General features: G+C 60.6%; 16 protein-coding genes. 14 read left to right on the top strand and 2 right to left on the bottom strand.

Annotated elements, in window-relative coordinates:
* Positions 1 to 236: 236 nt before the first annotated feature.
* The 14 genes from J3D54_RS02925 (at position 237) to J3D54_RS02860 (ending at position 15662) form a co-directional block, all read left to right on the top strand.
* The gene (locus J3D54_RS02925; protein WP_253416627.1) at positions 237 to 1859 is read left to right on the top strand and encodes a methyl-accepting chemotaxis protein; all 1623 of its coding nucleotides are present in this window, start codon (positions 237 to 239) and stop codon (positions 1857 to 1859) included.
* Complete coding sequence (locus tag J3D54_RS02920; protein ID WP_253416626.1) at positions 1859 to 2395, top strand: chemotaxis protein CheW; 537 nt, start codon at positions 1859 to 1861, stop codon at positions 2393 to 2395. The genes J3D54_RS02925 and J3D54_RS02920 overlap by 1 nt, the downstream gene beginning before the upstream one ends.
* Entirely contained in the window at positions 2392 to 3669 is a 1278-nt protein-coding gene (locus J3D54_RS02915) for a protein-glutamate O-methyltransferase CheR (protein WP_253416625.1), read from the top strand. Before J3D54_RS02920 ends, J3D54_RS02915 begins: the two co-directional genes overlap by 4 nt.
* A complete protein-coding gene (locus J3D54_RS02910; protein WP_253416624.1) occupies positions 3666 to 4349 on the top strand; it encodes a chemotaxis protein CheW in 684 nt (227 codons plus the stop codon). The genes J3D54_RS02915 and J3D54_RS02910 overlap by 4 nt, the downstream gene beginning before the upstream one ends.
* The gene (locus J3D54_RS02905; RefSeq protein ID WP_253416623.1) at positions 4346 to 6643 is read left to right on the top strand and encodes a hybrid sensor histidine kinase/response regulator; all 2298 of its coding nucleotides are present in this window, start codon (positions 4346 to 4348) and stop codon (positions 6641 to 6643) included. The genes J3D54_RS02910 and J3D54_RS02905 overlap by 4 nt, the downstream gene beginning before the upstream one ends.
* The gene (locus J3D54_RS02900) at positions 6640 to 7650 is read left to right on the top strand and encodes a chemotaxis response regulator protein-glutamate methylesterase (protein ID WP_253416622.1); all 1011 of its coding nucleotides are present in this window, start codon (positions 6640 to 6642) and stop codon (positions 7648 to 7650) included. The genes J3D54_RS02905 and J3D54_RS02900 overlap by 4 nt, the downstream gene beginning before the upstream one ends.
* Before the next feature lie 48 nt (positions 7651 to 7698).
* A complete protein-coding gene (locus J3D54_RS02895; RefSeq protein ID WP_253416621.1) occupies positions 7699 to 8700 on the top strand; it encodes a PleD family two-component system response regulator in 1002 nt (333 codons plus the stop codon).
* Between the two features lie 106 nt (positions 8701 to 8806).
* Positions 8807 to 9902, top strand: a protein-coding gene (gene prfB / locus J3D54_RS02890; RefSeq protein WP_105344905.1) for a peptide chain release factor 2 whose coding sequence is annotated in 2 segments (ribosomal slippage) — positions 8807 to 8878 and positions 8880 to 9902 — 1095 coding nt in all. Because the reading frame shifts where the segments join, the coding sequence is not laid out codon by codon here.
* A 101-nt stretch (positions 9903 to 10003) separates the two neighbouring features.
* A complete protein-coding gene (gene lysS, locus J3D54_RS02885) occupies positions 10004 to 11506 on the top strand; it encodes a lysine--tRNA ligase (RefSeq protein ID WP_253416620.1) in 1503 nt (500 codons plus the stop codon).
* Positions 11507 to 11608: 102 nt separating this feature from the next.
* Complete coding sequence (locus tag J3D54_RS02880) at positions 11609 to 12325, top strand: TetR/AcrR family transcriptional regulator (RefSeq protein ID WP_253416619.1); 717 nt, start codon at positions 11609 to 11611, stop codon at positions 12323 to 12325.
* 156 nt (positions 12326 to 12481) lie between these two features.
* Positions 12482 to 13036 carry a hypothetical protein gene (locus J3D54_RS02875; protein WP_253416618.1) on the top strand — a complete coding sequence of 185 codons (555 nt, stop codon included), beginning with the start codon at positions 12482 to 12484 and terminating at the stop codon, positions 13034 to 13036.
* 62 nt (positions 13037 to 13098) lie between these two features.
* On the top strand, positions 13099 to 14349 hold the full coding sequence (locus J3D54_RS02870; RefSeq protein ID WP_253426476.1) for a flavohemoglobin expression-modulating QEGLA motif protein: 1251 nt from the start codon (positions 13099 to 13101) through the stop codon (positions 14347 to 14349).
* Positions 14350 to 14421: 72 nt separating this feature from the next.
* A complete protein-coding gene (locus J3D54_RS02865) occupies positions 14422 to 15336 on the top strand; it encodes an alpha/beta hydrolase (protein WP_253416617.1) in 915 nt (304 codons plus the stop codon).
* The gene (locus tag J3D54_RS02860; protein WP_007940182.1) at positions 15333 to 15662 is read left to right on the top strand and encodes a hypothetical protein; all 330 of its coding nucleotides are present in this window, start codon (positions 15333 to 15335) and stop codon (positions 15660 to 15662) included. The genes J3D54_RS02865 and J3D54_RS02860 overlap by 4 nt, the downstream gene beginning before the upstream one ends.
* Positions 15663 to 15928: 266 nt before the next feature.
* Here J3D54_RS02860 and J3D54_RS02855 read toward each other — a convergent pair whose 3' ends face one another.
* Both J3D54_RS02855 and J3D54_RS02850 read right to left on the bottom strand, forming a co-directional pair.
* Positions 15929 to 16717, bottom strand: a complete 789-nt coding sequence (locus J3D54_RS02855) for an OmpA family protein (protein ID WP_253416616.1) — start codon at positions 16715 to 16717, stop codon at positions 15929 to 15931.
* A 56-nt stretch (positions 16718 to 16773) separates the two neighbouring features.
* The gene (locus J3D54_RS02850; protein WP_253416615.1) at positions 16774 to 17187 is read right to left on the bottom strand and encodes a DUF4398 domain-containing protein; all 414 of its coding nucleotides are present in this window, start codon (positions 17185 to 17187) and stop codon (positions 16774 to 16776) included.
* Positions 17188 to 17193: the final 6 nt, after the last annotated feature.

Here is a 17193-nt window from a genome sequence, read left to right as displayed (position 1 = left end):
GCTTGTTATTAGCGTAGTGCGCTTTGTGGGAGGCTGACTGAGGCCGCGCTGTGTCATGGATTTATCCAGACTAGTGCCCGATGTCACGGTCGACAAATTTCCAATGCGGGATGCGATGTTTCTGCCGAATCCCGGCTTTTTATCGGCGGGATGTGAAGCGATGCTCAGCGTCTTATAAATGAAACATCGCCCTCGGCTATACTCCCTCGCAATTTGACCCGCATCGAGGACTGACTGTGAAGAACTGGACGTTGCGCCAACGCATTTTGGCGAGTTTTGCGGTGATTATTGCGATCATGCTGCTGATGGTCGTGGTGTCTTTTTCTCGGCTGATGAAGATCGACGCCGACGCAGAAACAGTCCGCACCGATGCGGTCCCCGGGGTGTATTTCAGTTCGATGATCCGCGGCGCGTGGGTCGACAGTTTTAACCTCACCCAACAGATTGTCGGCCTTTCCGGACGTCGCGAAATGACCGTCGCCGACCAGACCATGTACAAAAGCTTCGAAGAGCGTTTGAACGAGCAAATAGCCAACTACCGCAAAACCATTTTCACGCAGGACGATCAGGTCCTGTTCGACGAGTTCGAAGTGCGTCATCAGCTCTACAACAAAGAAATGACCAACGTTATCGATCTCTATCAGCGCAAAGAGTACGACCAGGCGGTGCTTGCCCTGGAGCAAAAACTTACGCCGGCCTGGATCAATGGGCGCAAGCAGTTGAACAGCCTTCTTGAAAATAATCACGACCTGGCTGAAAAATCCACGCTGGCCATCAGTGACGCGGTGACGGCCGCCAAAATCAGCATGGGCGTCTCTTTGCTGGTGGCAATCATCGTCGCCGGCCTCTGCGGCCTGCTGTTGATGCGCGCGATCATGGCGCCGATGAATCGCATTGTGGATATCCTCGAAGTCATGCGCACCGGCGATCTCAGCAATCGCCTGGATCTGGATCGCAAGGATGAGTTCGGTGCGGTGGAAACCGGCTTCAACGCCATGATGACCGAACTCACCTCGTTGGTGTCCCAGGCCCAGCGCTCCTCGGTACAGGTCACCACGTCGGTCACGGAAATCGCCGCGACCTCCAAGCAGCAACAGGCCACCGCCACCGAAACCGCGGCCACCACCACCGAAATCGGTGCTACCTCGCGGGAAATTGCCGCCACCTCGCGTGACTTGGTGCGCACCATGACCGAAGTTTCCACCGCCGCCGACCAGGCTTCGGTGCTGGCCGGTTCTGGTCAGCAAGGCCTGGCGCGCATGGAAGACACCATGCACTCGGTGATGGGCGCGGCAGATCTGGTGAACGCCAAACTGGCGATCCTCAACGAGAAGGCCGGCAACATCAATCAGGTCGTGGTGACCATCGTCAAAGTCGCCGACCAGACCAACCTGTTGTCCCTGAACGCTGCGATCGAAGCCGAGAAGGCCGGCGAGTATGGTCGCGGATTTTCCGTGGTCGCCACCGAAGTGCGGCGTCTGGCAGACCAGACGGCGGTGGCCACCTACGACATCGAGCAGATGGTGCGCGAGATCCAGTCGGCGGTGTCGGCCGGGGTCATGGGCATGGACAAGTTCTCGGAGGAAGTACGCCGCGGCATGTCCGAGGTGCAGCAGGTGGGCGAGCAGTTGTCGCAGATCATTCATCAGGTTCAGGCGCTGGCGCCACGGGTGTTGATGGTCAACGAAGGCATGCAGGCCCAGGCCACCGGCGCCGAGCAGATCAACCACGCGCTGGTGCAGCTGGGCGATGCCAGCAGCCAGACGGTTGAGTCCCTGCGCCAGGCCAGTTTCGCCATCGACGAACTGAGCCAGGTGGCCGTGGGGCTGCGTGGCGGTGTCTCGCGATTCAAAGTCTGATGAGCGAACTTACGGCCAGGCGCGGTGCGGCGATGCCGGCGAAGCATTCGTTGTTTCTGGTGTTCCGCATCGGCAACGAGCGCTACGCCTTGCAGGCCATCGAGGTGGCCGAAGTGTTGCCGCAACTGCCGTTGAAGCCCATTCCCCGGGCGCCGGACTGGGTGGCGGGGGTGTTCGCCTATCGCGGCGCGGTGGTGCCGGTGATCGACCTCAGCGCGCTGACGTTTGGCCAGCCGGCCCAGGCCCGCACCAGCACGCGGCTGGTGTTGGTGCACTATCGGCCGGACGAAGCGACGCCCGCACAATTGCTCGGGTTGATTCTGGAACAGGTAACCGACACATTGCGCTGCAACCCGGCGGACTTTCAGCCTTATGGCCTGGACAATCGCCAGGCGCCGTACCTCGGCCCGGTGCGCGAAGATGCCCAGGGGCTGCTGCAATGGGTACGGATTGCCGATTTACTGGATGCACAGGTTCGCGCCTTATTGTTTCCCTCGCCGCCGCTGGACCTGGCGCAGTTTGAGGAGCAGGGATGAGCAGCGATCAACGGTTTTTCGATTTCCTCAAGGAGCGTATCGGCCTGGATGTAGGCTCGGTCGGCCCGGCGATCATCGAGCGCGCGGTGCGCCAGCGCATCACGGCGGCTCGGGCGTTGACACCCGATGAGTACTGGCACACGTTGCTGGGCTCGCGTGACGAACAGCAGGCGCTGATTGAAGCGGTGATCGTTCCCGAAACCTGGTTTTTCCGTTACCCGGAATCCTTCGCCACGCTGGCGAAGCTGGCAGTCAAGCGGCTGGCGGCGATCAACAACATGCGCGCCCTGCGGATTCTCAGCCTGCCGTGTTCCACCGGTGAAGAACCGTATTCCATCGCCATGGCCCTGCTCGATGCCGGGCTGGCGCCGCACCAGTTCAAGGTCGACGGCATGGACGTCAGCCCACTGTCGGTGGAAAAGGCCAGGCTCGCGCTGTACGGCAAAAATTCGTTTCGTGGCCAGGACATCGAGTTTCGCGAGCGCCATTTCACCGCTGAACACGATAACTATCGCCTCAGCGGACGCGTGCTGGAACAGGTGCGTTTACAGGTCGGTAACCTGCTGGATCCGACCTTGCTGGTCAACGAGCCGCCCTATGACTTCGTGTTCTGTCGCAACCTGCTGATTTATTTCGACCAGCCGACCCAGCAGCAAGTGTTCGAGGTGCTCAAGCGCCTGACCCACGTCGACGGTGTGCTGTTTATCGGCCCGGCGGAGGGCAGTCTGCTCGGCCGTTTCGGCATGCGCTCGATCGGTATCCCGCAGTCGTTTGCCTTCAGTCGTCAGAGTACGCCCGAGCCGCTTGCGACCTTCGCGCCGATGTCGCTGCCAGTGCAGCAACCGGTGCGCAGCGTGACTCCGCCGCCAGTGCGCAGTCGGCCTTTTGCGACGGTCGTGTCGATGCCTCAGGCTACCGCCACCCCTTCAGACGCGACCTCTTCGGACGCCGCCACGTTGCTGGCGAATATCGCCGCGCTGGCCAACGAAGGCAAAAGTGCCGAGGCCCGCGCCGCGTGCGAACGTTATTTGCGCAGTCACGAGCCGGTGGCCCAAGTGTTCTATTGGCTGGGGCTGCTCAGCGATGTCGCCGGCAGTGCCTTGGAAGCCCAGGGTTTTTATCGCAAGGCGTTGTACCTCGAACCGCAACACCCCGACGCGTTGATGCACCTGGCTGCCTTGCTGCAATCCCAGGGCGACACGGCGGGTGCCAGAAGATTGCAGGCCCGCGCCGCCCGCAGCGAGCGCGCCGCTGACAGTGAGCGTAAACGATGAACGCCTCCGACACCTTGAGCGTCACCCATGAAGATGCCCAGGCCATCGACGACTGCTGGAACCGCATCGGTATCCACGGCGACCAGTCCTGCCCGCTGCTGAGCGAGCACATTCATTGCCGCAATTGCGCGGTGTATTCGGCTGCCGCCACGCGCTTGCTCGACCGTTACGCCTTGCAGCAGGGCGACCGCGGGCGAATCTCCAGGGCGGCCGAGAGCGAGGTGAAAACCCGTTCGCTGCTGATGTTTCGCCTCGGTGAAGAGTGGCTGGGCCTGGCCACCCGCAGCCTGGTCGAAGTGGCGCCGCTGCAAGCGATTCACTCCTTGCCGCACCAGCGCTCCCGGGCGTTGCTCGGCGTGGCGAATGTGCGCGGTGCCTTGGTGGCGTGTCTGTCGCTGGTGGAGCTGTTGGGGCTCGACGACACCAGTGGCGTGGCACCCGGTGCGCGGGTGACGCCGCGGATGCTGATCATCGCGGCCCACGGTGGGTCGGTCGTGGTGCCGGTGGACGAAGTGGACGGGATTCACGCCATTGATGAGCGCATTCTCGATGCGGCCTCTCAGTCCGGCAGCCAGGCCAGCGCCAAATACACCCGTGGCGTCTTGCAATTCAAAGGTCGCAGCCTGCGTTGGCTGGATGAAGAGCAGCTGCTGTCTGCCGTGACCCGGAGCCTCACATGACCCCCGACCAAATGCGTGACGCCTCTTTGCTGGAACTGTTCAGCATGGAAGCCGAGGCCCAGACCCTGGTGCTGAGCGCCGGTCTGCTGGCGCTTGAGCGCGATCCGACCCAGGCCGATTATCTTGAGTCGTGCATGCGCGCGGCCCATTCGCTCAAAGGCGCGGCGCGAATTGTCGGCGTCGATGCCGGGGTCAGCGTTGCTCATGTGATGGAAGATTATCTGGTCAGCGCCCAGGAAGGGCGCCTGTACCTGCGGCCCGAACACATTGATGCACTGTTACAAGGCACCGATCTGCTGATGCGGATTGCGACGCCGGACAACGCACCGGCGCCTGCGGATATCGACGCTTATGTCGTCTTGATGGGACGGCTGCTTGAACACATGGCGACGGTTGCCCCCATCGTGCCGCCGATGGCAGAACTTCAGCCCGAACCGCCGACACCCAGGGTCGAGTCGCCCGTTCCTGCCGCCGAAGCACCCGTCGAAGCACCCCAGGCTGCGCCCGCCGAGCCTGCGTCCAAGACCAGGCGCGCCACCGACACTGGCGAGCGCGTATTGCGCGTCACGGCCGAGCGCTTGAACAGCCTGCTCGACCTGTCGAGTAAATCCCTGGTGGAAACCCAGCGCCTCAAGCCGCACCTGGCCACCATGCAGCGCCTCAAACGTATGCAGAGCAATGGTCTGCGGGCGCTGGAAAGCCTCAACGTCCATCTCAAGGGCCATGTCCTGAGCCTCGAGGCCCAGGAAGCGCTGGGCGATGCGCGCCGATTGCTGGCCGAATCCCAACAATTGCTGGTGGAAAAAAACGCTGAGCTGGACGAGTTCGCCTGGCACGCCAGCCAGCGCGCACAGGTGTTGTATGACACCGCGCTGGCCTGTCGCATGCGGCCGTTCGCCGACGTGCTGAGCGGGCAAGTGCGCATGGTCCGCGACCTTGGCCGCAATCTGGGCAAACAGGTGCGGCTGGAGATCGAGGGCGACAAGACCCAAGTCGACCGCGACGTACTGGAAAAACTCGAAGCGCCGCTGACACACTTGCTGCGCAATGCGGTGGATCACGGCATCGAAACTCGGGAACAACGGCTGTTGGCCGGCAAGCCGGAGGAAGGCGTGATCCGTTTGCGAGCCTCCCATCAGGCTGGTCTGCTGGTGCTGGAACTGAGCGATGACGGCAATGGCGTCGACCTGGAAAAGGTCCGCCGCACTATCGTCGAGCGGCAGTTATCCCCGGCCGAGACTGCCGCTCAGTTGAGCGAAGAAGAGCTGCTGACGTTCCTGTTTCTGCCGGGTTTCAGCCTGCGCGACACGGTTACCGAAGTGTCCGGGCGCGGCGTTGGCCTGGATGCGGTTCAGCACATGGTTCGGCAGTTGCGCGGTGCCGTGGTGCTGGAGCAAACAGCGGGTGAGGGCAGTCGCTTTCATCTGGAAGTGCCGCTGACGCTGTCGGTGGTGCGCAGTCTGGTGGTGGAAGTCGGTGATGAGGCGTATGCCTTCCCGCTGGCGCACATCGAGCGCATGTGCGACCTGGCGCCGGAAGACATCGTGCAAGTCGAAGGCCGGCAGCACTTCTGGTACGAAGGCCGACATGTCGGGCTGGTCGCCGCCAGTCAGCTGTTGCATCGCCCGGCGAGCCAGAACAGCGCGCAGACCCTCAAAGTCGTGGTCATCCGCGAGCGCGAGGCGATTTACGGGGTGGCGGTCGAGCGGTTTATCGGCGAGCGAACGCTGGTGGTGCTGCCGCTGGACGAACGTCTGGGCAAGGTACAGGACATTTCCGCCGGGGCCCTGCTCGACGACGGCTCGGTGGTGCTGATCGTCGACGTCGAAGACATGCTGCGTTCGGTGGACAAACTGCTCAATACCGGGCGTCTGGAGCGCATTGCCCGGCATGCCAATCAGGCCGTCGAAGCAGCGCGTAAACGGATCCTGGTGGTAGACGACTCGCTGACCGTGCGTGAGTTGCAGCGCAAGTTGCTGCTCAATCGCGGCTACGACGTCGCCGTGGCGGTGGACGGTATGGATGGCTGGAATGCTCTGCGTTCGGAGGATTTCGATCTGCTGATTACCGACATCGACATGCCGCGCATGGACGGCATCGAGCTGGTGTCTTTATTGCGTCGCGACAATCGCCTGCAATCGCTGCCGGTGATGGTGGTGTCCTACAAGGACCGCGAAGAAGATCGTCGTCGTGGACTGGACGCCGGCGCCGACTATTATCTAGCCAAGGCCAGTTTTCATGATGACGCCTTACTGGATGCAGTCGTTGAGCTCATTGGAGGGGCGCGCGCATGAAAATCGCCATTGTCAACGATATGCCCATGGCCGTGGAGGCTTTGCGCCGCGCTCTGGCGTTCGAACCGGCGCACGAGGTGGTCTGGGTCGCCGGCAACGGGGCCGAAGCGGTGCAACGTTGCGCCGAATACACCCCGGATCTGATCCTGATGGACTTGATCATGCCGTTGATGGACGGCGTGGAAGCGACCCGGCGGATCATGGCCGAGACCCCGTGCGCGATCGTTATCGTCACCGTCGACCGCCAGCAGAACGTGCACCGGGTGTTCGAAGCCATGGGCTACGGCGCGCTGGATGTGGTTGATACCCCGGCTATCGGGGCCGGCAATGCTCAGGAAGCCGCCGCGCCGTTATTGCGCAAGATCCTCAACATTGGCTGGTTGATCGGTGACCACAGCAATCGGGAGCGATCGGCACCGAGCCCGCACCGCCACTCGGCCTCGCGCCAGCGCCTGGTGGCGATCGGTTCATCCGCCGGCGGGCCGGCGGCGCTGGAAGTGCTGCTCAAGGGGCTGCCACGGGATTTTTCGGCGGCCATCGTGCTGGTCCAGCATGTGGATCAGGTATTCGCCGCCGGCATGGCCGAATGGCTGGCCAGCGCCTGCGGCCTGGACGTGCGCCTGGCCCAGGAAGGCGAACCGCCGCAAAGCGGCACGGTCCTGCTGGCCGGCACCAACCATCATATTCGCCTGCTGAAGAACGGCACGCTGGCCTACACCACCGAACCGGTCAACGAGATCTATCGGCCTTCGATCGATGTGTTTTTCGAGAGTGTGGCCAGTTACTGGAGCGGTGATGCCGTGGGTGTTCTGCTGACCGGTATGGGGCGCGACGGTGCCCAGGGACTTAAACTCATGCGCCAACAGGGCTACCTGACCATCGCTCAGGACCAGAACAGCAGTGCCGTGTACGGAATGCCCAAGGCGGCCGCAGCCATCGACGCTGCCGTGGAAATCCGCCCACTGGACAAGATAGCGCCACGATTGCTGGAGATTTTTCAAAAATGACTATCATTAGCAGCAATCGTGGCCCAAGCAGTACTCAGGTAACCGCACATGAATGAATTACAGCTCGACGACTTCAAAACCGACGAAAACGCCGCCATGGTGTTGTTGGTGGACGATCAGGCGATGATCGGCGAGGCGGTGCGCCGTGGGCTGTCGAACGAAGAAAACATCGACTTCCACTTCTGCGCCGACCCGCACCAGGCCATCGCCCAGGCGATCCGCATCAAGCCGACGGTGATCCTTCAGGACCTGGTCATGCCCGGCCTCGACGGCTTGAGCCTGGTGCGCGAATACCGTAATCACCCGGCAACCAAGGACATTCCGATCATTGTCCTGTCGACCAAGGAAGACCCGCTGATCAAAAGCGCGGCGTTTGCCGCCGGGGCCAACGATTACCTGGTCAAGCTGCCGGACAACATCGAACTGGTGGCGCGCATCCGCTATCACTCGCGCTCCTACATGACCCTGTTGCAGCGTGACGCGGCGTACCGCGCCTTGCGCGTGAGCCAGCAGCAATTGCTCGATACCAACCTGGTGCTGCAACGCTTGATGAACTCCGACGGCCTGACCGGGCTGTCGAACCGCCGACACTTCGACGAATACCTGGAACTGGAGTGGCGGCGCTCGTTGCGAGACCAGACGCAATTGTCGTTGCTGATGATCGATGTCGACTATTTCAAGTCCTACAACGACAGTTTTGGCCACCTTGAAGGCGATGAAGCCCTGCGCAAAGTCGCCACGGCGATTCGCGACGCCAGCGCCAGGCCATCGGACCTGCCGGCCCGTTACGGCGGCGAAGAGTTCGTCCTGGTCCTGCCCAACACCTCGCCGGGCGGTGCGCGGATAGTGGCGGAAAAACTGCGCCAGACCGTGGCCGGGTTGAAGATTCCGCACATTTTCCCGTCCGAAGGTTCGTGCCTGACCATCAGCATCGGCCTGTCGACCATGATCCCGCAGGCGGGCAGCGATTGCCGGCAATTGATCTCGGCGGCGGACAAGGGGCTGTACCTGGCGAAGAACAATGGGCGTAATCAGGTGGGAATTGAATGAGCCATAAAGTTCATTCGCCGCTAAAGCCGCCAGGCGGGCTGCCGTGACAGCTTGATTACGTTATACTCGCCGGCTTTCAAAAGTTCGCCAACGAGTGCTGCCCGCCATGGAAATCAACCCGATCCTTAACAGTATCAAGGACCTGTCCGAGCGCTCCGAAACTATTCGGGGGTATCTTTGACTACGATCAAAAGCATGAGCGTCTGACCGAAGTCAATCGCGAGCTTGAAGATCCGAATGTCTGGAACAACCCGTCGTACGCTCAGGAACTGGGCCGCGAGCGGTCCCAGCTGGCTCAGATCGTCGAAACCCTCGACGAAATGCACACCGGCCTGGCTGACGCCAAAGACTTGTTGCAGATGGCTGCCGAAGAAGAAGACCAGGGCGCCGTCGATGACGTGGCTGCCGAAGTCGAGCGCCTGCGCGAGTCCCTGGAAAAACTCGAATTCCGTCGCATGTTCAGCGGTGAAATGGACGCCAACAACGCCTACCTGGACATCCAGGCCGGCTCCGGCGGTACCGAGGCCCAGGACTGGGCCAACATCCTGCTGCGCATGTACCTGCGCTGGGCGGATAAACGCGGTTTCGACGCGACCATCATGGAATTGTCGGCCGGTGAAGTCGCCGGTATCAAAGGCGCGACCGTGCACATCAAGGGCGAGTACGCCTTTGGCTGGCTGCGTACCGAAATCGGCGTGCACCGTCTGGTGCGCAAGAGCCCGTTCGACTCCGGCAACCGTCGTCACACCTCGTTCTCGGCCGTGTTCGTGTCGCCGGAAATCGATGACAACATCGAAATCGACATCAACCCGTCGGACCTGCGTATCGACACCTACCGCTCCTCCGGTGCCGGTGGTCAGCACGTAAACACCACCGACTCGGCCGTACGGATTACTCACGTACCGACCAACACCGTGGTCAGCTGCCAGAACGAACGCTCCCAGCACGCCAACAAAGACACCGCGATGAAAATGTTGCGGGCGCGCTTGTACGAGCAGGAAGTGCAGAAGCGCAATGCCGCTTCCCAGGCTCTGGAAGACACCAAGTCGGACATCGGCTGGGGTCACCAGATCCGTTCGTACGTGCTCGATGCCTCGCGGATCAAGGATCTGCGGACCAACATCGAACGCAGCGACTGCGACAAGGTGCTCGACGGCGACATCGACGAATACCTGGTGGCCAGCCTGAAACAAGGGCTTTAAGGCCCGCCCTACAGGATCTGCACGATCCTGTAGGCGCTTGGCTTGCCCGCGAACCCCGGCAGACAGCCGGGGGCAACGAACCTGATGGAATATTTAAAGACATGAGCGACCTACAACTCGACCCGCAAGCCCTGCAACAGGAAGAAAACTCCCTGATCGCCCTGCGCAAGGAAAAGCTTGCTGCCGAGCGCGCCAAGGGCCAGGCCTTCCCCAACGACTTCCGCCGCGACGCCTACTGCGAAGATTTGCAGAAGAAGTACGCGGACAAGACCAAGGAAGAGCTGGCAGAGGCTGCGATCCCGGTCAAGGTGGCTGGTCGTCTCATGCTCAACCGTGGCTCGTTCATGGTGATCCAGGACATGTCCGGGCGCATCCAGGTTTACGTCAACCGTAAAACCTTGTCCGAAGAAACCCTGGCCGCGGTGAAAACCTGGGACCTGGGCGACATCATTGCCGCCGAAGGCACCCTGGCCCGTTCCGGCAAGGGCGACCTGTACGTTGAAATGACCAACGTGCGCCTGCTGACCAAATCCCTGCGCCCGCTGCCAGACAAGCACCACGGCCTGTCCGACACCGAGCAGCGCTACCGCCAGCGTTACGTCGACCTGATCGTCAACGAAGACGTGCGCCAGACCTTCCGCGTGCGTTCGCAAGTGATTGCGCACATCCGCAGCTTCCTGATGAAGCGTGACTTCCTGGAAGTGGAAACGCCGATGCTGCAAACCATTCCGGGTGGCGCGGCGGCCAAGCCGTTCGAAACTCACCACAACGCGCTGGACATGCAAATGTTCCTGCGTATCGCGCCAGAGCTGTACCTCAAGCGTCTGGTTGTCGGTGGCTTCGAGAAAGTCTTCGAGATCAACCGCAACTTCCGTAACGAAGGCGTTTCCACCCGGCACAACCCCGAGTTCACCATGCTCGAGTTCTACCAGGCCCACGCCGATTACGAAGACAACATGGACCTGACCGAGGAACTGTTCCGCGAACTGGCGCAACTGGTTCTGGGCAGCACCGACGTGCCTTACGGCGACAAAGTGTTCCACTTCGGCGAACCTTTCGTGCGTCTGTCGGTGTTCGACTCGATCCTCAAGTACAACCCGGACCTGACGGCCTATGACCTGAACGACATCGACAAGGCCCGCGCCATCGCCAAGAAGGCCGGCGCCAAGGTGCTCGGCTTCGAAGGCCTGGGCAAACTGCAGGTGATGATTTTCGAAGAGCTGGTCGAGCACAAGCTGGAACAGCCGCACTTCATTACCCAGTACCCGTTCGAAGTGTCGCCGCTGGCCCGTCGCAACGACGAGAACCCGAACGTCACCGACCGTTTCGAACTGTTCATTGGCGGTCGTGAAATCGCCAACGCCTACTCCGAGTTGAACGACGCGGAAGACCAGGCCGAGCGCTTCATGGCACAGGTGGCCGATAAGGACGCTGGCGACGATGAAGCCATGCACTACGACGCCGACTTCGTTCGTGCGCTGGAGTACGGCATGCCGCCGACCGCCGGTGAAGGGATCGGCATCGACCGTCTGGTGATGTTGCTGACCAACTCACCGTCGATCCGCGATGTGATCCTGTTCCCGCACATGCGTCCGCAAGCGTAAATGTTTCAATTAAAAAGCCGCCTAAAACAGGCGGCTTTTTATTGCCTGTCTGGTACAAACGTATCAATTGGTTACTTTTGACGTTAGAGAGGAATACCTGTCGTGAATCGTGCAATGGCTCAAGAAGGTGCAGCGGATATCGCCACTGCGGTCGCTGAAAGTGTTCAGTACCAGGGCCGCAAGGCAAGCCGACAGGGCAGCGAACAGCGTCGACAGGATATTCTCGACGCGGCGATGCGCATTGTCGTACGCGATGGCGTGCGGGCCGTGCGCCATCGTGCGGTGGCTGCCGAGGCCTGTGTGCCGCTGTCGGCCACCACCTACTATTTCAAGGACATCGATGACCTGCTCACCGATACCTTTGCGCAGTACGTGGAACGCAGCGCGGCATACATGGCCCGGTTGTGGGCCAGCAACGAAGGCTTGTTGCGCGAGATGGTTGTCAGCGGTGATGGCACCGCCGAATCCCGCTCACAGCTGGCGGACGATATCGCACGGCTGATGGCTGACTATGTTCATCGGCAATTGATCAATCGCCGCGAGCACTTGATGGCCGAGCAAGCCTTCCGCCAGGAAGCGTTGCTCAACCCGCGTCTGGCGTTGTTGGTGCGTTCCCATCAGCAAATTCTCTTGCAGGGCACCTGCCAGCTTTTCGAAGTATTGGGTTCCCGCGAGCCACAACAAGATGCCAAAGTGTTGACGGCGATTGTCGGACGGATGGAATATCAGGGCCTGCTCAACGATGCCGAGCCTGTTGCCGAAGAGGAAATGCTCGGTATCCTGACCCGCTACATGCACTTGGTACTGGCGTCGGTGTAACCCCTGAGTGGAGGCTAACCCCTGTGGGAGCGAGCTTGCTCGCGATGGCGGTCTGACATTCAACATCTCTGTTGCCTGACACACTGCCATCGCGAGCAGGCTCGCCCCCACAGGGGCCGGTGTTCACTTGAGGTTAGTGTTCATAGGGAGTGTTGAATGAAAGCCTGGCGTGTCGTGGTGATCGCCTTGTCGTTCCTGCTGCTCAGTGGCTGTCTGGCGACCTTCAAGGAGCCGCTGCCCGCCAGCGAGCCCGCGCCCAAAGGGCTGCTCGGCAAATGGGCCAGCACCAACGCCTGGGGCGAGCCGATGAACCTGGAACTGACACGTGTCGGCGACAATCGCTACCAGGCGGTCAGCTACTTCAGGGCCAAACCCCATGAGCGCGAAGCCTATCCTTTCACGGTGGCGCGCCACGGTAATCGCTGGTACCTGTCGGCGAAGGTGCCGGTGCAGTTTGGCGGGCATTTCACCATCGCCGGGTTCGAGCTCAACGATAAGCACGAATTGGTGGTCTACAACCTCGACCTTGAGCAGATCAGGCAGGCCATGGGCCAAGAAGCCCTCAGTGGCGAAGGTTTTCAGACTGAAGATGGCGACGGGGTGTTGATCAACAACAGCCTGGATCAGGTGTTCGCCTACCTCGACGACCCGGCCAATTCCGATGTCTTCGTCGAAGCGGTGCGTTATCAGCGCCTGGCCAAAACCAAATAAACCCAGCACGTAACGGTTTACTACAGGAGTTTCGGGTGGACGAATACCAGCAGACGATACGCATGTTGTCCGATCGCATAGTGCTGGCGCAGACGCCGATTCGCGTTCTGGATGCGGTCAAGTGGGATGACAGCATTCGCAAGGGGTTCCTCAAGGGCAAGGGCAAGGAAATGCCGGCCGTGGACCGCGATTATTACCTCAATCGACCGTTGTCGTTCGACTCCAGCAAAGTGAAGCTGGAATTCCAGAACATCGAGCGCGACATCACCCGCCAACTCGGTCAGTTCAACCCGGTCGGGCAGATCATGCGTCGCATGTGCAAGGAATACCGCATGGTGGTGCGCATGCTCGAAGCGCGCGGCACCGAGGATTTCGGGCTGATTTCCCAGGAGTTGTACGGCGCGGCGTCCGATGCGTTTCACGCCGGCGACCCGACGTTGGCCGACCTGGGGCTGATGCTCTCCGATTACCTGAACAACATCGACGGCCGTGGCGACCTCAAGGACGAACCGAAAGTCCTCACCGCCAAGGAAGCCGTCGACTTGCTGCAACATCGGTTGAACAAGGTGTTTGGCGAGGCCGAGGAAACCATTCGGGTGTTCGAGTCCGACGGGATCGTCGCCGACGCGGCGGCCGGTGCCGACTACATCAAGATCCGCGCCGACGCGATGTTCAACAATCGTGACGTGCGTGCGCTGGAAGTCCACGAAGGGTTGGTGCATGTGGGCACCACGCTTAACGGCCTGAATCAGCCGATCTGCACGTTCCTGTCCAAAGGCCCGCCGTCGTCCACCGTGACTCAGGAAGGCCTGGCGATCCTGATGGAAATCATCACCTTTGCGTCCTACCCGAGCCGCCTACGCAAACTGACCAATCGCACCCGCGCCATTCACATGGTGGAGGAGGGCGCGGACTTCTTGCAGATCTTTGAGTTCTTCCGGGCTCAGGGCTTTGAAATGGCCGAAAGCTACGGCAATGCCAGTCGGGTGTTCCGCGGCTCGGTGCCGAATGGCCTGCCATTTACCAAAGACTTGTCCTACCTCAAGGGCTTTATCATGGTTTACAACTACATTCAGTTGGCCGTGCGTAAAGGCAAGCTGGAGCAGATACCGCTGTTGTTCTGCGGCAAGACCACTCTGGAGGACATGCGAACCTTGCGCCAATTGGTGGACGAAGGCCTGGTGGTGCCGCCCAAGTACCTGCCCGAGCAATTCCGCGACATGAACGCGCTGTCGGCGTGGATGTGCTTCTCCAACTTCCTCAACCACCTGAGCCTGGACCGGATCGAAGCGGATTACTCCAACATTTTGTGAACTACGAATCCCACAGGTTAATTGATTGCCATGGGATTCTGTTCCATCCCCATTCTTGCGAGGCTTCACCGGATGAGAATCCTCGGTATCTTCTGCCTGCTTCTGACCCTCGGCGGTTGCGACTCTTTGCTGTTTTACCCCGAGCCCGGTCAGCCGTTCACCCCGGAAAAAGCCAAGCTCGACTATCGCGACGTCACCCTGATCACCGCCGACGGCCTCAAGCTGCATGGCTGGTGGCTGCCAGCGAAAAAAGGCGTCGAAGTCAAAGGCACTGTGCTGCATCTGCACGGTAACGGCGGCAACCTGGCGTGGCACCTGGGGGCAAGCTGGTGGTTGCCGAAGCAGGGCTATCAGGTGTTGCTGGTGGACTATCGCGGGTATGGTTTGTCCGAAGGTAAACCGGCGTTGCCGGCGATTTACCAGGACATCGACGCCGCGTTCAAATGGCTCGACCAGGCGCCGGAGGTCAAGGGCAAGCCGTTGATCCTTCTCGGTCAGAGCCTTGGCGGTTCGATGGCCGTGCATTACCTGGCCCAGCATCCCGAGCGCCAGCGGCAACTCAAGGCTTTCGTGCTCGATGGCGTGCCTGCCAGTTACCGCGATGTCGGGCGTTTCGCTCTGAGCACGTCATGGATGACCTGGCCGTTCCAGGTGCCGTTATCCTGGCTGGTGCCGGATGGCGACAGTGCGATCCGTTCCATGACACAGCTCAATGGCGTACCGAAACTGATCTATCACAGTATCGATGATCAGCTGGTGCCTCTTTCCAACGGTATCCGACTGTATCAAGCTGCGCCGCCGCCGCGAGTGCTGCAACTGACCCGGGGTGGGCATGTGCAAACCTTCGCCGATCCGGTCTGGCGTAAAGTCATGCTGCGCTACCTCGAAGACCCGCAGCATTTCAATGGCCTGCGCCGCTTGGGTGAAGTCCCGAATTACCCGGCACCCCCGAATTCTGAAGATGAACCACCAGAGAGTCCGCAATGAGTGAAGAACGTAACGCCATCCCGCTGATCATCACCGGTATTTGCAGCATCCTCGGCACCGTCGGAGCCTTGTGGTGGTACGGTTACCTGCACTTCGCCAAACCTGAGGATGCGTTGCTGCTCAGCGACTTCACCATGCTCAAGACCGTGCCGGGCGAAGACTACAAAATCTCCCTGGAACCGGCCGCGCAAGTGGCGCAGTGCATTGATGGCGTGCTGGTGATGTTTGACACCGAACAGAAAGGCTTGACTGGCGTACTGGTCAACAACAAGAAAAAAGCCGTGCGCTGCATGGGCCAGGAAACCCCGCAAAAACTCGAACAGTAAAATCCCACCTCCATTGGCAAAGATGAACCCTTGTGGCGAGGGGGCTTGCCCCCGTTGGGTCGCGAAGCGGCCCTAAAACCTGCATTCGCGTTTTGTCAGGTACACCTTGCGGGATGGTTTCACGACTGCTTCGCAGCCGAACGGGGCGGTGCGGCGGTCCGACAAGCCCCCTCGCCACAGGGTTGCTTGGCCCCAGGACAAGTGTTCGATCAATAAGAAGCCCCGCCTGATCCGATCAGACGGGGCTTTTGTGTTTCAGACGAAGCTCAGTTAGAGCTGACCGCCGAACGCGGAATCACCGGCTGGTTGTCATTGGAAATGGTCACTTCCACCCGACGGTTCATCGCACGGCCAGAAACGCTGGTATTTTCGGCCACCGGGTATTCCTTGCCATAACCCTGGACCACGATGCGCGCCGGGTCGACACCCATCTTGATCAGCGCCACTTGAACCGACGTCGCGCGGCGCTCGGACAGCGACTGGTTGTACGACGCCGCGCCGGTGCTGTCGGTGTAGCCTTCGACAATCACTTTACGGTCGGGGTTTTCCTGAAGGAACTGCGCCAGTTTGTTGATGTTCACCAGACCGTTGGATTTCAGCTCAGCCTTGTTGGTGGCGAACAGCACGTCGCCGAACGTTACCAACGTGCCGCGATCGGTCTGCTTGGCGTTGAGGCTGGCCTGCAGCTGTTTGATCTGCTGGTCGCGGGCATCCAGACGCGCCTGGGCCCGTTGAGCCGCGGCGTTTTTCAGGTTGTTTTCGGCGGTGCGCAGGGCAATGGTCTGCTTCGCCACTTCAACGCGCTGATTGGTCAGGTAAGCCAGCTGGTCAACCTTGTTCTGGTCTTCCTTGTCCTGGTAAGCCTTGTCGGCCTTGTCCAGGTAATCGCTGGCGTCTTTGGTCTCCAGTGCCGCGACTTTACTGGCTTGCGGGTTGGCTTGCAGGCCGGCGTAGTTGGTGCGGGCTTGCTCCAGGTTTGTGTTGGGCGGTGTGGAGCAGGCAGCCAGTGCAACGCTTGCGGCCAGGAGGGCGGGTATCATCAATTGTTTGTGCATAGTGGTTCGTCCTTTCTATCGATAAGAGTGTCAGGCCTGAAAGTCGGGATGCGCGCTTACTGCACGGTGCGCTGACTTTCCTGACGCAGTTCCTGAACACCTTTCTGTGAGTCCTTTACAGCTTGTTCGGCTTTCATCGCCTGGGCTTTGCGTTCTGCCACTCGGGCGTCCCACTCGGCCTGCTCGGCCAGAACCTTGGCCTCGTCATACTTTTTGTCATGCAGGGCGATTTCGGCTTGTTTGAGTTTGTCCTGAGCGGATTTCATTTCCACCGCGGCGAATTCGGTGCCACCGGCGCTGACGGCGCTGTTCACGGCCGATTGGGTCACGGCGTATTGCTCGGTCGGCGGGTTGCCGGCGCATCCGGCCAGAACCAGGCTGCTGCCGATGGCCAGGGCCGCCAGTTTGAGACCGCGCAGGTGGGTATACGAGGATGAAGCAGTGCTGGTCTTCATGGTTTTCAACTCCATTGGATA

The sequence above is a fragment of the Pseudomonas sp. GGS8 genome, from assembly GCF_024168645.1.
In the GTDB taxonomy this organism is placed as follows: domain Bacteria; phylum Pseudomonadota; class Gammaproteobacteria; order Pseudomonadales; family Pseudomonadaceae; genus Aquipseudomonas.
The sequence above is the reverse complement of the archived record's forward strand: the minus strand, read 5'-3'. Positions and strand labels throughout refer to the sequence as shown.

What these genes read in the sequence shown, in the direction of transcription:
- J3D54_RS02920 (WP_253416626.1), top strand. Translation starts at nt 1,859, where the DNA reads ATGAGCGAACTTACGGCCAGGCGCGGTGCGGCGATGCCGGCGAAGCAT.
- J3D54_RS02915 (WP_253416625.1), top strand. Translation starts at nt 2,392, where the DNA reads ATGAGCAGCGATCAACGGTTTTTCGATTTCCTCAAGGAGCGTATCGGC.
- J3D54_RS02910 (WP_253416624.1), top strand. Translation starts at nt 3,666, where the DNA reads ATGAACGCCTCCGACACCTTGAGCGTCACCCATGAAGATGCCCAGGCC.
- J3D54_RS02905 (WP_253416623.1), top strand. Translation starts at nt 4,346, where the DNA reads ATGACCCCCGACCAAATGCGTGACGCCTCTTTGCTGGAACTGTTCAGC.
- J3D54_RS02900 (WP_253416622.1), top strand. Translation starts at nt 6,640, where the DNA reads ATGAAAATCGCCATTGTCAACGATATGCCCATGGCCGTGGAGGCTTTG.
- J3D54_RS02895 (WP_253416621.1), top strand. Translation starts at nt 7,699, where the DNA reads ATGAATGAATTACAGCTCGACGACTTCAAAACCGACGAAAACGCCGCC.
- lysS (WP_253416620.1), top strand. Translation starts at nt 10,004, where the DNA reads ATGAGCGACCTACAACTCGACCCGCAAGCCCTGCAACAGGAAGAAAAC.
- J3D54_RS02875 (WP_253416618.1), top strand. Translation starts at nt 12,482, where the DNA reads ATGAAAGCCTGGCGTGTCGTGGTGATCGCCTTGTCGTTCCTGCTGCTC.
- J3D54_RS02870 (WP_253426476.1), top strand. Translation starts at nt 13,099, where the DNA reads ATGTTGTCCGATCGCATAGTGCTGGCGCAGACGCCGATTCGCGTTCTG.
- J3D54_RS02865 (WP_253416617.1), top strand. Translation starts at nt 14,422, where the DNA reads ATGAGAATCCTCGGTATCTTCTGCCTGCTTCTGACCCTCGGCGGTTGC.
- J3D54_RS02860 (WP_007940182.1), top strand. Translation starts at nt 15,333, where the DNA reads ATGAGTGAAGAACGTAACGCCATCCCGCTGATCATCACCGGTATTTGC.
- J3D54_RS02855 (WP_253416616.1), bottom strand. Translation starts at nt 16,717, where the DNA reads ATGCACAAACAATTGATGATACCCGCCCTCCTGGCCGCAAGCGTTGCA.
- J3D54_RS02850 (WP_253416615.1), bottom strand. Translation starts at nt 17,187, where the DNA reads ATGGAGTTGAAAACCATGAAGACCAGCACTGCTTCATCCTCGTATACC.